Raw genomic sequence first — 14,011 nt, 5'->3', positions numbered from 1 at the left:
TTTTGTCCTATCCCCTCGCAGGTGCAAAATAGGGCATGGCCTGTTCGACCACCGGCACGATTCGACTCTCCGCAACGAAATGCGACATGGATCGTTCCCGCAGACTGAAGGCCAGCGAGACACCATGACCTCCGTGACGACCACGCCCTCTTCGACCGCGATGGAACGCGATGCGCGCAGCGTGACCGCGCGGCACAAGCGGGTCGCCCCCGGCGAGATCGCGATCGGCGTCATCATCGGCCGCACGTCCGAATTTTTCGATTTCTTCGTCTACGCCATCGCATCCTGCATCGTCTTTCCGGCGCACGTCTTCCCCTATCTCAGCCCCCTGGCGGGGACGCTCTGGTCCTTCGCCCTCTTCGCGCTGGCCTTCGTCACGCGGCCGATCGGCTCCGTCATCTTCATGTGGGTGGACCGCCATCACGGCCGGGCCGTGAAGCTCACCATCGCGCTGTTCCTGCTGGGCGGATCGACGGCGGCCATCGCCTTCCTGCCCGGATACGACACCATCGGCCATTGGTCGGCGGCGCTGCTGGCGCTGTTCCGCTGCGGGCAGGGCGTGGCGCTGGGCGGCACCTGGGACGGCCTCGCCTCGCTGCTCTCCCTCAACGCCCCCCGCAACAAGCGCGGCTGGTATGCGATGATGCCGCAGCTCGGCGCGCCCATCGCCCTGCTGGTGGCGAGCGGCCTGTTCGCCTTCTTCCTTTCCACCCTGTCGCGCGCCGATTTCCTCGACTGGGGCTGGCGCTATCCCTTCTTCGTGGCCTTCGCGATCAACGTGGTGGCGCTGTTCGCGCGCCTGCGCATCGTCGTCACCCATGAGTTCGAGCGGCTGTTCGAATCGAAGGAACTGCAACCTTCTCCCGTGCTGGAAACCGTCCGCAGCGACGGACGCAACATCGTCATCGGCGCCTTCGCCCCGCTGGCGAGCTTCGCGCTGTTCCATATGGTGACGGTGTTCCCGCTCTCCTGGATCGCCCTCTATACGCAGCAGCCGCTGGAGCGTTTCCTCGGCATCGAGATGATCGGCGCCTGCGTCGGCATCCTCGCCATCATCGTGTCGGGCTTCGTCGCCGACCAGGTCGGCCGCCGCTCGCTGCTCGCTTATTCGGCGCTCGGCATCGGCATCTTCTCCATCGCCGCGCCGCTGCTGTTGAACGGCGGCGACCTGTCCGAAGTCGCCTTCATGGTGCTGGGCTTCATCCTTCTGGGCCTCAGCTTCGGGCAGTCGTCGGGCGTGGTGGCGTCCAATTTCTCCAGCGCCACCCGCTATACCGGATCGGCCCTGACATCGGACCTCGCATGGCTGGTGGGGGCGGGGTTCGCGCCGCTTGTCGCGCTGGCCCTGTCGACCACTTTCGGGCTGGCGGCGTCGGGCGTCTATCTGCTGTCGGGCGCGGTCGTCACCGGCCTGGCCCTGTTCATCAATAAGGAACTGGCAGGCAAGGACCGCTAATTAGCGGCCATCGGGCACCTGCGCCCGCATCCGGCCCAGCGCCCTGCGGTCGAACCAGCCCGCCGGGCCGCGCCTCGGCCTGAAGCGCGGCAGCCATTCGCCATACAGCTCCGCCATCCGGCGCGGCAGCCCTTGCGGCCCATCCCGCCCCATGATGTCGGACACGATCCGGTTCTGGAAATGGCGCACCGAATAATTGTTCATGCGCCGATATTGCATATGCCAGCTTGCCGGGCTCAGCAGGCTGACCGGCTCGCAGCGGAAACCCGCGCCGTCGCAGGCGACGATCCGCTCCAGCGCCCAGTTTTCGTCCCGCTCCAGATCGTTATGCGCCCATGCCGCGACCAGCCCGTCGTCGCCGATCAGATCGTCGGGCAGGCGCAGTCCCCGATCCCGGATCGCCGTCAGGAAAGGCCGGGACAGGGCATAAAGATCGCCGAACAGTCCGCCCTCGATCTTCAGGTTGCGCCGGTAGGTCTCTGCCTGCCGTCCGTTCATCGGCATCCCGGCGGCGGCATTGGCGTGCGGATGGGCGGCGAGGGCGGCGACCAGCGCATCGATGGAGCCGGGCGCGATCTCCGCGTCGCCGTCCATGAAGACGACCGTTTCCTCGTCTCCGTTCAGCAGGTCATGCACGAAATGATTCCACGTCCGCGACTTGCCGCCCTGCGCGATGTCATGGACGATGACATGCGGCCGCCCCGCGGCACAGGCCCGCGCCCGCTCCACCGTCGCGTCGGTCGTGCCGTTCGCCAATATGTGAAAGCGCATATCGTCCCGGTCCAGCGGCAGCGAACCAAGGCACAGGCCGATGCGCCGTTCCTCCTGATGCGCGAAAATGCCGACGGCGACCGTCATGCGCCTAGCGGAAATCCCACGCCTGCTCGCCGTGCAGCGCCGCGTCCAGCCCGTTTTCCTCATCCTCCGGGCTCGCGCGCAAGGGCAGTGCCATGGAAATGAGGAACGCCGCGATTGCCGTCCCCGCCATCGACCACAGCGCCACCACGATCACCCCGATCGCCTGGCTGAGCAAGGCGCCGCCCAGCCCGATGCCGCTCTCGAACCCGACGCCCCCCAGCACGGGCAGCACGAAGACCGGCAGCAGCAGAACGCCCGCCACACCACCGATCCCATGCAGCACGAAAATCCGTGCCGGATCGTCCGTCAGCCTGCCCGGCACGCCACCGATCCCCCGGCAAATCGCCGCCGCGACGGCGCCGATCAGCATGGCGCCGCCCGCGCCCACCAGCGCCGCGCTCGCCGCACCCGCCGCGATCCCCGCCAGAGCGCCCGCAACCGCGCCCGTCGCCGTGGCCCGTCCGCCCAGCAGCCGGTCCAGCGCGATCCAGCCGAGCGCTCCCGCGCAGGCCGCGAAATGGCCGTTCAGGATCGCCGTCGCGGCGTCGTCCGTCGCGCCCAGCGCCCATCCGCCGATGCTTCCCGCCGATCCCAGCCAGATCAGCGCGCCTCCCGCCATGCCCAGCAGCGGCGCGTGCGCGTCGGTCTTTCCCGGCGCGCGCTTCCCCGCGATCAACCCCAGCGAAAGCGCGGAGAAACCCGCGCAGACATGCACGACCAGTCCGCCCGCGAAATCCATGACGCCCACATTCGCCAGCCATCCGCCGCCCCATGTCCAATGGGCGATCGGCACATAGACCAGCAGCAGCCACAGCGGCGCGAACAGCGTCAGCCATCCCGCGCGGCCACGCCCGACCACCGCTCCACCGGCCAGACAGGCCGCGAACAGGGCGAGGCTCATCTGAAACAGGACAAAGGCCGATTCCGGCACGGTCATGCCGTCCCGCAACGCCGCCAGATGGGCGAGCATCAGGTTGCCGATCCCGCCCAGCCACGCGTCGCCCGCCGCATAGACCAGGCTATATCCAGCCATGGCCCAGGCCAGCGACACGCTCGCCGCCACGCCCATATTCCCCGCCACGGCTGAAAGCGCGTTCCGCACGGAGGCGGCTCCCGCCAGCCTCAGCGCCACCCCCGGCAACGCCGCCAGCAGGACCAGCATGGCGCACAGCATCATCCACGCCGTATCGCCGCTATCGGCGGCGATATCCTGCGCGAAGGCCGCTTGCGGCGTCAGCAGGGCCATGGCGAAGGGCAGGGCGATCAAAGGGCGCATGGGAAAGACCGGCTGTTTCATAACGGCTTTCTCTCTAACCGCGCGCCGGTAAAAACTTCGATAAGCAGGGGAGGCCGAGGAGCCGGTTTGACGATTGCGCCATGCGCAGCATGCACGGCGAAGGTTGGTTAGGGAGCGGCGCGCGGGCGCGGACTGTCCGGTTATCCATATGTACCCTGCTCCTGCGAAGGCAGGAGCCCAGATGAAACGGTGGAACTGGGCACCTGCCTTCGCAGGAGCAGGGCGCACTTCAATTTCAGACACCCATCCCCATTCGCCCTGAGCGACTGCTGCAAGCAGTCAGTCGAAGGGCTCAGCCCGAACGGGGTGAAGGAACGGCAACAATTGCCCGTAAACCGCTACGAAAGCCCCGTTTATCGCGCGCCCCAGATATCCGTCGCCTTGACGAAGCCCTTCTGTCCCCGCACGTCGAAGGCGCACCAGCCGTTCGAGCAGGAGGAAAGGCGGCCCACCACGCCTTTCTGTGCGCGGAACAAGGCCCGTGCATCGTCGCTGGGCGATTGACGCATCGGTGCCGCGTCGGCGGTCACGATGGCGGTCGGCGTGTCGCTGAGCAGCCGGACATGCATCCAGCCCTGCGCGCCTGTCGAATCCTCGACCTTGCGCCACAGGCCCAACACCTGCACCACCTTCACCGGCAGGTCGCGGCGGCGATAGACCCAGTTGGACGGGTAGTCGAGGCTGGGCCCGACACGCATCCGCGCTTCGTCCTGCGCGAGCGAGGCCCAATAGGGCACCGGCTTGTTCGGCGCGGCCTTCGCCGCACCTGCGGCCAACAACGCCCCGGACACGCCCGCAGCCAGCAAAAACCCCTTCATTCCCGGACCCGATCCCTCAACGTCAGATCGCCACCATAGCGCTTCGTCCAGGGTTGCGACAACTGCTGTCTTGACCGGGGGGACGGGGGAGAATAGCGCCGGGCCATGGCCAAGAAACCACGCCCCGCCAAACCGCGTGTCATCCTTACCCGTCGCCTGCCTCCCCATGTGGAGGCGCGCATGGGCGAGCTGTTCGACGTGGGTTTCAATGTGGGCGACGTGCCGATGGACCGTCCCGCCTTGGCACGCGCCATGGCCCAGTGCGACGTGTTGGTCCCCACCATCGGAGACCAGATCGACGGCGCGCTGATAGAGGGCGCGCCGGAACGGCTGCAACTGATCGCCAGCTTCAGCAGCGGCGTCGATCATATCGATCTTGGCGCGGCGAGGCGGAAGGGCATCATCGTCACCAATACGCCTGGCGTCCTGACGGAAGATACCGCGGACATGACGATGGCGTTGATCCTGTCCGTCCCGCGCCGCCTGGCCGAGGGGGAAAAGCTGGTCCGATCGGGTGAATGGCGCGGCTGGAGTCCTTCGGGAATGCTGGGCCATCGTATCGGCGGCAAGAAGCTGGGCATCATCGGCATGGGCCGAATCGGGCGCGCCGTCGCCCGCCGCGCCCGCGCCTTCGGGCTTTCCATCGCCTATCATAACCGCCATCGCCTGCCCTTCGAAGTCGAACAGGAACTGGAGGCAAGCTGGTGCCCGGAACTGGACGGATTGCTGGCGGCAGCGGATATCGTTTCGATCAACTGTCCGCTGAACACCGACAGCCGGGGCATGATCGACGCGCGGCGCATCGGCTTGCTCATGTCCGACGCCTATCTCATCAACACGTCGCGGGCGGAGATCGTGGACGAGCAGGCCCTGATCGGGGCGCTCAGCGAAGGGCGGATCGCGGGGGCGGGGCTGGATGTCTATACCCATGAACCGGCGGTCGACCCGCGCCTGCTGACGCTCTCCAACGTGGTTCTCCTGCCCCATATGGGATCGGCGACGTTCGAAGGACGCGACGCCACCGGCGCGCGCGTGATCGCCAATATCCGCAGCTGGGCAGATGGGCACCGGCCCCCCAACCAGGTGCTGGAAGGCTGGATCTGATCCCGGCATCCCCTGGCGGAACAAGACCCTTCGTGGCTCGTTCAGAGTCTATCTTGTCATTGAAGGGATGCTGTCCATGATCAAGCTCGCGCTTATCTCGCTCGTCATTGCCGCCGTGCTTGCCCTGCTGGGCTTTGGCGGCGCGGCCGGCACCTTTGTCGGCATCGCCAAGCTGTTGTTCGGCGTTGCGATCGTCCTGTTCCTGATTTTCCTCGTGCTTGGCATCATGGCTGGCAGGGGCGTCAAGGACGCCATAGACTGACCGCATGGACCTGAACGACGTTGGAGTAGATGAAACCGGCCGCCTGCTGAGGGATTCGGCCGGTTTCCTGCTTCAGCGGGATGCGGGCGGCTCTTACAGGCTGGTGCTGCTGCGCGTGCCTGTCGATCATGTCGAGAAGCGCGTCAGGATAAAGGGCTGGCGTATCGGCGAGGATATCGTCGAGGTGGAAGGGGTCGCCCCCGCCTGATCCTTCCACCCGATATGCGGCGCGCCTCAGAAAATGGCAGGCGCTCCCCCTGGCTGATGGCCGCTGATGAAGCGCGGTGCATAGCCGATGCCATGTACCTCGTCGAGTGGAAGGGCCGTCTCGCAGCGGGCGCATTGCGCCATCATCCGTCCGATGATCCAGTGGCGCTGGCCGCAGCCGGGGCAATGGTTCGACTCTCCGGCATGATAAAGCAGCGCATAGCCGCGGGGCGGCCGGAGAGCGGATGAGAGAGCGGCGCAGGCAGGCTGAGGCATGGCATGGAACTCCGTTCGTCGCTCCAAAGGAACGGCTCGCGGGCGATGAAGTTCCCTCCAACGTCCGCTATTCCTCATCGATCATGCCGGGAATTGCTGCCAGCGGGCGGTTTCGCGCTTTGTCCATTTGACTCCGGGGCGACAGGCGCTATGGCGCTGCAACATCGGGACATACCCGCTTCGGCCATCCGGTTGGGGCGCATCCCTGGCCTTGCCGTTGATTGGCGAGCCTCTGGTGGAATCGCGTCATCCTCCCGCCCCATGGCCGGGGCACTTGCGAGGAGACGCACGACTCATGACCGCCATCGGACAGGACACACTCGGCACGCGCGACACTTTGAAGGTCGGCGGTAAGGACATCGCTTATTATTCGCTCAAGAAGGCGGCCGCGAAGCTCGGCGACGTGTCGCGCCTGCCTTTTTCGATGAAGGTGCTGCTGGAAAACCTGCTCCGCTTCGAGGATGGCGTGACCGTCACGGTCGAGGACATCCAGGCCATCGTGGACTGGCAGAAGGAGCGCCGGTCGGATCGTGAGATCCAGTATCGCCCGGCCCGCGTACTGATGCAGGACTTCACCGGCGTTCCCTGCGTCGTCGACCTTGCCGCCATGCGCGACGCGATGAACAGCCTGGGCGCCGACGCCGGCAAGATCAATCCGCAGGTGCCCGTGCACCTCGTCATCGACCATTCGGTCATGGTGGACGAATTCGGCACCCCGCAGGCGTTCGAGGACAATGTCGAGCTGGAATATCAGCGGAACATGGAACGCTACGACTTCCTGAAATGGGGTTCCAAGAGCCTCGACAATTTCAAGGTCGTTCCGCCCGGCACCGGCATCTGCCATCAGGTGAACCTGGAGAATATCGCGCAGGCGGTCTGGTCGTCGGTCGATGCGGACGGCAATATCGTCGCCTATCCCGACACCTGCGTCGGCACGGACAGCCACACCACCATGATCAACGGCCTGGGCGTCCTGGGCTGGGGCGTGGGCGGCATCGAGGCCGAAGCCGCGATGCTGGGCCAGCCCGTCTCCATGCTGATCCCCGAAGTCGTCGGCTTCAAGCTGACCGGCGAACTCAAGGAAGGCATCACCGCCACCGATCTGGTGCTGACCTGCACCCAGATGCTGCGCGCCAAGGGCGTGGTCGGCCGCTTCGTCGAATATTTCGGCCCCGGTCTGGCTTCGCTCAGCCTCGCGGACCGCGCGACGCTCGCCAACATGGCGCCGGAATATGGCGCGACCTGCGGCTTCTTCGGCATCGACGGCAAGACGCTGGATTATATGCGCCTCACCGGCCGCAGCGAAGAGAATATCGCGCTGGTCGAAGCCTATGCCAAGGAACAGGGCTTCTGGCTCGACGCCTCCACGGATCCGGTCTTCACCGATGTGCTGGAACTCGACATGGGCACCGTCGTGCCGTCGCTCGCCGGTCCCAAGCGTCCGCAGGACAAGGTCGTGCTGACGCAGGTCGATGACGTGTTCAACGCCGACCTCGAAAAGGTCTACAAGAAGACCGCACCCGCCCGCGTCGCGGTGGACGGCAAGGGTCATGACATCGGCGATGGCGACGTGGTGATCGCCGCCATCACCTCCTGCACCAACACGTCGAACCCCGGCGTCCTCGTCGCCGCGGGCCTCGTCGCCAAGAAGGCGGTCGAAAAGGGCCTGAAGCCCAAGCCCTGGGTCAAGACCTCGCTCGCGCCGGGTAGCCAGGTCGTCACCGACTATCTGGAGAAGGCCGGTCTCCAGTCCTATCTGGATCAGATCGGTTTCAACCTGGTCGGCTATGGCTGCACCACCTGCATCGGCAATAGCGGCCCGCTGGCCGAGCCGATCAGCAAGGCGATCAACGGCAACGACATCGTCGCCGCGTCCGTCCTGTCGGGCAACCGCAACTTCGAAGGCCGCGTGTCGCCCGACGTGCGCGCCAACTTCCTCGCCTCGCCGCCGCTGGTCGTCGCTTATGCGCTCAAGGGCACGGTGACGCAGGATTTCGTCAGCACGCCCATCGGCCAGGGCAGCGACGGTTCGGACGTCTATTTGAAGGACATCTGGCCGAGCAATGACGAAGTGCGCTCGGTCATGGACGGCGCGCTGACCCGCAATATGTTCGAAAGCCGCTATGCGACGGTCTTCACCGGCGACGCCCGCTGGCAGGCGATCGACGTCACGGGTTCGGATACCTATAGCTGGCGCGCGGGTTCCACCTACGTCGCCAACCCGCCCTATTTCGAGGGGCTGACGATGACCCCGGCGCCCGTCACCGACATCGTGGACGCCAAGCCGCTCGCCATCTTCGGCGATTCGATCACCACCGACCACATCTCTCCGGCCGGCTCGATCAAGGCCAGCAGCCCGGCGGGCCAGTGGCTGAGCGAGCATCAGGTCGCTCAGGCGGACTTCAACAGCTATGGTTCGCGCCGCGGCCATCATGAAGTCATGATGCGCGGCACCTTCGCCAATATCCGCATCAAGAACCTGATGCTGGACGGCGTGGAAGGCGGCATGACCCGCTATGACGGCGAAGTGATGCCGATCTATGACGCGGCGATGAAGTACAAGGCCGACGGCACGCCGCTGGTCGTCATCGGCGGCAAGGAATATGGCACCGGATCGTCGCGCGACTGGGCGGCGAAGGGCACCAACCTGCTGGGCGTCCGCGCCGTCATCGTCGAGAGTTTCGAGCGCATCCACCGTTCGAACCTGGTCGGCATGGGCGTGCTGCCGCTCCAGTTCAAGGACGGCGAGAATCGCGAGACGCTGGGCCTGACGGGTGACGAGAGCTTCACTATCACGGGCGTCGCGGGCCTGAAGCCGCGTCAGGACGTGGAAGTGAAGGTGACGCGCGCCGATGGCTCGACCTTCACCTTCACGGCGCTGTGCCGGATCGATACCGTCAACGAACTGGATTACTTCCTGAACGGCGGCATCCTGCAATATGTGCTGCGCAAGCTCGCCGCCTGACCGCGACCGGGATTGAGATGGAAAGGCCCTTTCCCGCTGGAGAGGGCCTTTTTTCCTGGCAAGCGTGTTTCGGCCGACCAACGCGCCGATAGCAGGATTTTGGCCCGCACAAGATTGGCTCTGTAGCCAATCGCCCTTCTCTCCGCTTATGCAAACCGGCGATGAAGAAAGCGCTGATCGTCCGTCATGTGCCGCGCGAAGGAGCGGCAGGTTATCTTCAGCCGATCGAGGCGGCGGGCTATCATATAGAGCGGGTGGACGTGGCCAATCCCGACTTTGCCGGGGTCGACCTTTGCGAGCCCGAACTGCTCATCATGATGGGCGGGCCGATGGGCGTTTACGAACAGGACGCGCATCCCTGGATTCCCGTGCAGATCGCCAAGCTGGCCCAAAGGCTGGAACGCGACCGGCCGACATTGGGCGTTTGCCTGGGCAGTCAGATGATGGCCGCGGCGCTGGGCGCGCAGGTTTATCCCGGCGGGACGATGGAACTCGGATTCTCACCCATTGCGCTGAACGGTGCGGGCATGGATTCTCCGCTGCGTCATCTGGAGGAGGTGCCGGTGCTGCATTGGCATAGCGATACGTTCGACCTGCCCTGGGGCGTGGAACTGCTGGCCTCGACCCGGCATTATGCCCATCAGGCATTCCGGCGCGGAGCCAATCTGCTGGCGTTGCAGTTCCACGCGGAGATGGGGGAAGATGCCCGGTTCGAGGAATGGCTGACTCATTTCTGGGCCGATCTTGGCATCGCGGGACAATGCGGCATTGCGTTACGCGAGGATCATGACCGGCATGGGGCGAATGCCGTGGCGGCGGGCCGAGCGATGATCGCTGAATGGCTGGGGAATATCCGGCAAGTCTGAAAGATCGACATTCAAACCTGACGGCCTGCAAATGGCGCCTTTTTTGCGTATAGGATCGCGGAAAACCGCCATTTTCTTCACGGCGTGATAGGAATGCCGATCCGCCCTAGAACTCATATTCCAGTTCTTCGACTTCATCCGGCTCCCGCCGCGCATCGTCGATCCATTCGCGCATCGGACCCCAGCCGTTGACGGTGCGGCAATAGGCGGCCGAAACAGGCGAGAGCGGCACGGCGTAGGTCAGGAAACGCTCGGCCACCGGCGCGAACATGGCGTCGGCGACGGTCGGCTTCTGTCCGAACAGCCAGGGTCCGCCATAGCGGTCGAGACAGTCAGTCCATAGGGCTTCGATTCGCTCAATGTCCGGCCTGGCGCCCGGGAAGACCGGGAATTTATCATGCCGCACTTTCAGGTTCATCGGCAGCGCGGAGCGGAGGTTGGAAAAGCCGGAATGAATTTCTCCTGAAACCGACCGGCAATGGGCGCGGGCGATCCGGTCGGCGGGATAGAGTCCGGCCTGCGGATAAAGCTCATGCAGATATTCCGCTATGGCCAGCGTGTCCCACACGCTGGCCCCTTCATGGGTGAGCCGCGGGACCAGCACCGATGGCGAGAGCAGAAGCAGTTCCGCCCTGTTTTCCGGATCGTCGAGGGCGATCGGCCGTTCGGTGATCGTCAGGCCCGCGAGACGGCAGAGCAGCCATCCGCGCAACGACCAGGATGAGTAATTTTTGCTCGACAGGGTAAGTTCCGCGACCGCCATGACGTTTTCTCCATGGAGAAAGGCTTCCAATCGGTTATGATGCAGTGCATCATGAAGCGCTCGAAACGTCTTTCTGGCAAGGCGGAATCGACGTGGACATGAAAAAGGCGCGGTAGGAACGATGCAAATGCTCTATGCGGGCTATCAGGCCTGGAATGATATGCTGGCTCCTTCGCGCTGGGGCGCGAGGCTGGCGCTTGGCATGAAGGACAGTCTGGGTTCCTTTGCCGACCTGCCGGGGCCGCGGCGTCTTTTCGCCCTGATGGATGTGTTCGAAGGCGCCAAACTCACCCATAAGCGTCCTTCTTACGGCATCGAAACGGTGATTGCCGGCAACGCCGAAATGGCCGTGAGAGAGGAAATCGTGCTGGAGATGCCCTTTGGCGACCTCCTGCACTTCGCCAAGGACGATGTGTCGACACCCCAGCCAAGGGTGCTCGTGGTCGCGCCGATGTCGGGTCATTTTTCCACGCTGCTGCGCAGCACGATCACCACGCTGTTGCGGGATCACGACGTTTATATCACGGACTGGAAGAATGCGCGTGACGTGCCGCTCAGCGCGGGGACGTTCGGTTTCGACGATTATGTCGATTATGTGATCGGCTTTTTTCAGGAACTCGGTCCCGGCGGGCATCTGCTGTCCGTATGCCAGCCTTGCGTCCCCGCGCTGGCGGCGGTGGCGCTCATGTCCGAGGACAAGGACCCCGCCACGCCGCGTTCCATGACATTGATGGCCGGACCCATCGATACGCGCGCCGAACCCACGGCGGTCAACGATCTGGCGCAGGACAAGCCGATCGACTGGTTCGAGCGCAACCTGATTTCCGTCGTGCCCTTCCGTTTCGCGGGGCGCGGGCGGGAGGTCTATCCGGGCTTCCTCCAGCTTTCGGCCTTCGTTTCGATGAACCTCGGGCGGCATGGCGCGCAGCATCGCGAACTCTATCAACTCCTTGCCGACGGGAAGGATGACGAAGCCCAGCATATCAAGGATTTCTACGAGGAGTATTTCGCGGTCCTCGACATGACGAAGGAATTCTACCTCGAAACCGTCGACCGGGTGTTTCAGCGGACCCTGCTGGCGAAGGGCGAGTTGATGCACCGCGACCGGCTGGTCGATCCCGGCGCCATCCGCAAGACGGCGCTGCTGACGGTGGAAGGGGAGAGGGACGATGTCTGCGGCATCGGCCAGACCTCGGCCGCGCACGGCCTTTGCACGGGGCTTCCGCCTCATCTCAAGCGCCATCATCTTCAACCCGGCGTCGGCCATTATGGCGTCTTTTCCGGCAGCAAATGGGAAAAGCTGGTCTATCCCCAGGTACGGAACATGATCCTGGCGATGAACTGAGCGCGTCCTAGGCTTCGGGCCTCGTCCATATCCATGTGCCGCCGATCAGGGCGGCGGCGACCGGCACGAGGAACCAGGGAAAGGGCGAAAAGATCAGCGCCAATATCACGCTGAACGCAAAAGCGGCCAGTGCGGCCTTCTTCCCCCGGCGGCTGATCGCGCCCCGTTCGCGCCAGCGCCGGATGTGCGGGCCGAAATGACGATGATCGAGCAGGCGCGCCTCCAGCGCCGGGCTGGATCGCGCGAAACAGAAGGCGGCGAGGATCATGAACGGGACGGTGGGCAGCAGGGGCAGGAAGGCCCCGATGGCCCCAAGCCCCAACGACAGGAATCCCGCCAGAAGATAGAAAGTCCGGCGCATCAGCTCGCTGGAAGCCGCAGACGGACGAGCGTGCCGCCCAGATCCTCGCTCTCTTCCATGGCGACGGACCCGCCGTAGATTTCGGCCACGTCGCGCACGATGGCGAGGCCGAGGCCGGTGCCGGGCTTGCCGGAATCGAGCCGCACGCCCCGGTCGAAAATGCGGATGCGATCGGCTTCCGGGATGCCCGCGCCGTCGTCTTCCACCAGTATTTCGACCATATTCCCCTTTTTCTCGACCGTCGCGAAAACGCTGCCTCCGCCATATTTCGCGGCATTTTCGACGAGGTTGCCGAGCATCTCGTCCAAATCCTGCCGCTCCACGCGGACAGCGGCGGTCTTGTCGCCGCTCATGTCGATGCGCGTGTCGGGATAGAGACGGCGGACAGCCCTTTCCACGGCCTCCAGGCTGGTCCAGACGTCCGCGCGGCTCTGCGCCGCCCCGCGCCGTCCCACTGCGCGCGCGCGGGCGAGATGGTGATCCACCTGCCGCCGCATCGTCGTCGCTTCGCGAATCACGGTGTCGCCCAGGTCGGGCGACCGCGCCGTCGCCGCGTTCATGATGACCGTCAGCGGCGTCTTGAGCGCATGGGCGAGGTTGCCGGCATGGGTGCGGGCCTCCTCCGCCTGCCGCTCATTATGGGCGAGCAACGCGTTCAATTCCTCCACCATCGGCAGCACTTCGACCGGCATGGGTTCGGTGACGCGATTCTTCTCCCCCGCGCGCATCCGGATGATTTCATGCCGGATCACCCGCAGGCGGTGCAGGCCGTAGATGGTCTGGAGGGCCGTCAGGACCATCAGCCCGATGGCCAGCAGGGCAAAGCTCTGGAACAGCTTGGACCGCAATGTGTGAATCTGCGCGTCCAGCCCTTCGCGGGCGGCCGCCACCATGAACATCCAGCGGGTGTTCGACCCCGGCAGGATGACCGTCCGTTCCATGATCCGCAGATCCTCGCCCGGAAACTGCTTGCTGTCATAGGTGTGGAAATTCTGGTCGGAGTGCCCCTCCGGCACCTTGAGGGCGCGGTCCCAGAGGGAACGGGACCGCCAGTCTTCATGTCCCCTGGCGCTGATCTGATAATAAAGGCCGCTATTGGGTTCGAGGAAACGCTGGTCGGCCAGCGGGCGGTTGAACAGCACTTCGCCGTCCGGGCCGATTTCCGCCGATGCGATCATCGCGGTCAGCACATAGTTGAGGCCATCGTCGAAATTGCGGGTGATCGCGTCCGACAGCACCCGGTCCAGCGCGATGCCCCCGCCCAGCAGCAGGACGCTGATCCACAGCGCCGCGACGCCGATCATGCGGCGGCGGAGCGATCCCGTGGAACGCACTGTCGAGGGCGGGTTGCTTTCCATCATCCCCGTTCACGCGAAGCCGACATGATGCGCCCCTGGCCCGTCCATCGACTTCGCGAGGGTGAACGGCGAGGG

14 protein-coding genes are annotated in these 14,011 nt (G+C 64.9%); 7 read left to right on the top strand and 7 right to left on the bottom strand.

Annotated features, from left to right (window positions below; genetic code table 11):
- Nucleotides 1-124 precede the first annotated feature (124 nt).
- Entirely contained in the window at nt 125-1,456 is a 1,332-nt protein-coding gene (locus SCLO_RS04755) for an MFS transporter (protein WP_066514162.1), read from the top strand.
- Here SCLO_RS04755 and SCLO_RS04750 read toward each other — a convergent pair whose 3' ends face one another.
- The 3 genes from SCLO_RS04750 to SCLO_RS04740 all read right to left on the bottom strand — a co-directional run bounded on the left by SCLO_RS04750 (nt 1,457) and on the right by SCLO_RS04740 (nt 4,429).
- Entirely contained in the window at nt 1,457-2,314 is an 858-nt protein-coding gene (locus SCLO_RS04750; RefSeq protein WP_066514158.1) for a glycosyltransferase, read from the bottom strand.
- A 4-nt stretch (nt 2,315-2,318) separates the two neighbouring features.
- Complete coding sequence (locus SCLO_RS04745; protein ID WP_066514302.1) at nt 2,319-3,590, bottom strand: ammonium transporter; 1,272 nt, start codon at nt 3,588-3,590, stop codon at nt 2,319-2,321.
- 374 nt (nt 3,591-3,964) lie between these two features.
- Nucleotides 3,965-4,429, bottom strand: coding sequence for an SH3 domain-containing protein (locus SCLO_RS04740; RefSeq protein ID WP_066514157.1), 465 nt, complete (start codon nt 4,427-4,429; stop codon nt 3,965-3,967).
- A gap of 105 nt (nt 4,430-4,534) precedes the next feature.
- Here SCLO_RS04740 and SCLO_RS04735 point away from each other — a divergent pair, with 105 nt between their 5' ends.
- From SCLO_RS04735 to SCLO_RS04725, 3 genes are all read left to right on the top strand, one after another.
- Nucleotides 4,535-5,533, top strand: a complete 999-nt coding sequence (locus SCLO_RS04735; protein ID WP_066514156.1) for a 2-hydroxyacid dehydrogenase — start codon at nt 4,535-4,537, stop codon at nt 5,531-5,533.
- A gap of 76 nt (nt 5,534-5,609) precedes the next feature.
- A complete protein-coding gene (locus SCLO_RS04730) occupies nt 5,610-5,795 on the top strand; it encodes a DUF1328 domain-containing protein (RefSeq protein ID WP_066514300.1) in 186 nt (61 codons plus the stop codon).
- A gap of 4 nt (nt 5,796-5,799) precedes the next feature.
- Nucleotides 5,800-6,003, top strand: a complete 204-nt coding sequence (locus SCLO_RS04725) for a DUF5818 domain-containing protein (protein ID WP_066514154.1) — start codon at nt 5,800-5,802, stop codon at nt 6,001-6,003.
- A gap of 26 nt (nt 6,004-6,029) precedes the next feature.
- Here SCLO_RS04725 and SCLO_RS04720 read toward each other — a convergent pair whose 3' ends face one another.
- Nucleotides 6,030-6,278, bottom strand: coding sequence for a hypothetical protein (locus SCLO_RS04720; RefSeq protein WP_066514152.1), 249 nt, complete (start codon nt 6,276-6,278; stop codon nt 6,030-6,032).
- Between the two features lie 295 nt (nt 6,279-6,573).
- Between SCLO_RS04720 and acnA the strand changes: the two genes are divergently transcribed.
- Together acnA and SCLO_RS04710 are read left to right on the top strand one after the other, a co-directional pair.
- Nucleotides 6,574-9,243: an aconitate hydratase AcnA gene (acnA, locus tag SCLO_RS04715; RefSeq protein WP_066514148.1), complete on the top strand. Its 2,670-nt coding sequence runs from the start codon at nt 6,574-6,576 to the stop codon at nt 9,241-9,243.
- 161 nt (nt 9,244-9,404) lie between these two features.
- Nucleotides 9,405-10,109, top strand: a complete 705-nt coding sequence (locus SCLO_RS04710) for a glutamine amidotransferase (protein ID WP_066514142.1) — start codon at nt 9,405-9,407, stop codon at nt 10,107-10,109.
- Nucleotides 10,110-10,215: 106 nt separating this feature from the next.
- Here the strand turns inward: SCLO_RS04710 and SCLO_RS04705 are convergent, their stop codons facing one another.
- Nucleotides 10,216-10,872: a glutathione S-transferase gene (locus tag SCLO_RS04705; protein ID WP_066514141.1), complete on the bottom strand. Its 657-nt coding sequence runs from the start codon at nt 10,870-10,872 to the stop codon at nt 10,216-10,218.
- 121 nt (nt 10,873-10,993) lie between these two features.
- On the opposite strand from SCLO_RS04705, the gene SCLO_RS04700 reads away from it, so the two are divergent.
- Nucleotides 10,994-12,217 carry a polyhydroxyalkanoate depolymerase gene (locus SCLO_RS04700; protein ID WP_066514140.1) on the top strand — a complete coding sequence of 408 codons (1,224 nt, stop codon included), beginning with the start codon at nt 10,994-10,996 and terminating at the stop codon, nt 12,215-12,217.
- Between the two features lie 7 nt (nt 12,218-12,224).
- Here the strand turns inward: SCLO_RS04700 and SCLO_RS04695 are convergent, their stop codons facing one another.
- Both SCLO_RS04695 and SCLO_RS04690 read right to left on the bottom strand, forming a co-directional pair.
- The gene (locus SCLO_RS04695) at nt 12,225-12,578 is read right to left on the bottom strand and encodes a YbaN family protein (protein ID WP_066514139.1); all 354 of its coding nucleotides are present in this window, start codon (nt 12,576-12,578) and stop codon (nt 12,225-12,227) included.
- The gene (locus SCLO_RS04690) at nt 12,578-13,882 is read right to left on the bottom strand and encodes a sensor histidine kinase (RefSeq protein WP_066514299.1); all 1,305 of its coding nucleotides are present in this window, start codon (nt 13,880-13,882) and stop codon (nt 12,578-12,580) included. The genes SCLO_RS04695 and SCLO_RS04690 overlap by 1 nt, the downstream gene beginning before the upstream one ends.
- Nucleotides 13,883-14,011: the final 129 nt, after the last annotated feature.

This window comes from Sphingobium cloacae (assembly GCF_002355855.1).
Lineage (GTDB): Bacteria > Pseudomonadota > Alphaproteobacteria > Sphingomonadales > Sphingomonadaceae > Sphingobium > Sphingobium cloacae.
The sequence above is the reverse complement of the archived record's forward strand: the minus strand, read 5'-3'. Positions and strand labels throughout refer to the sequence as shown.

Excerpts from the sequence above, each read along its gene's own strand:
- SCLO_RS04705 (WP_066514141.1), bottom strand. The coding sequence starts at position 10,872 with ATGGCGGTCGCGGAACTTACCCTGTCGAGCAAAAATTACTCATCCTGG.
- SCLO_RS04720 (WP_066514152.1), bottom strand. The coding sequence starts at position 6,278 with ATGCCTCAGCCTGCCTGCGCCGCTCTCTCATCCGCTCTCCGGCCGCCC.
- SCLO_RS04725 (WP_066514154.1), top strand. The coding sequence starts at position 5,800 with ATGGACCTGAACGACGTTGGAGTAGATGAAACCGGCCGCCTGCTGAGG.
- SCLO_RS04750 (WP_066514158.1), bottom strand. The coding sequence starts at position 2,314 with ATGACGGTCGCCGTCGGCATTTTCGCGCATCAGGAGGAACGGCGCATC.
- SCLO_RS04700 (WP_066514140.1), top strand. The coding sequence starts at position 10,994 with ATGCAAATGCTCTATGCGGGCTATCAGGCCTGGAATGATATGCTGGCT.
- SCLO_RS04710 (WP_066514142.1), top strand. The coding sequence starts at position 9,405 with ATGAAGAAAGCGCTGATCGTCCGTCATGTGCCGCGCGAAGGAGCGGCA.
- SCLO_RS04755 (WP_066514162.1), top strand. The coding sequence starts at position 125 with ATGACCTCCGTGACGACCACGCCCTCTTCGACCGCGATGGAACGCGAT.
- SCLO_RS04690 (WP_066514299.1), bottom strand. The coding sequence starts at position 13,882 with ATGATCGGCGTCGCGGCGCTGTGGATCAGCGTCCTGCTGCTGGGCGGG.
- SCLO_RS04730 (WP_066514300.1), top strand. The coding sequence starts at position 5,610 with ATGATCAAGCTCGCGCTTATCTCGCTCGTCATTGCCGCCGTGCTTGCC.
- acnA (WP_066514148.1), top strand. The coding sequence starts at position 6,574 with ATGACCGCCATCGGACAGGACACACTCGGCACGCGCGACACTTTGAAG.
- SCLO_RS04695 (WP_066514139.1), bottom strand. The coding sequence starts at position 12,578 with ATGCGCCGGACTTTCTATCTTCTGGCGGGATTCCTGTCGTTGGGGCTT.
- SCLO_RS04740 (WP_066514157.1), bottom strand. The coding sequence starts at position 4,429 with ATGAAGGGGTTTTTGCTGGCTGCGGGCGTGTCCGGGGCGTTGTTGGCC.
- SCLO_RS04745 (WP_066514302.1), bottom strand. The coding sequence starts at position 3,590 with ATGCGCCCTTTGATCGCCCTGCCCTTCGCCATGGCCCTGCTGACGCCG.
- SCLO_RS04735 (WP_066514156.1), top strand. The coding sequence starts at position 4,535 with ATGGCCAAGAAACCACGCCCCGCCAAACCGCGTGTCATCCTTACCCGT.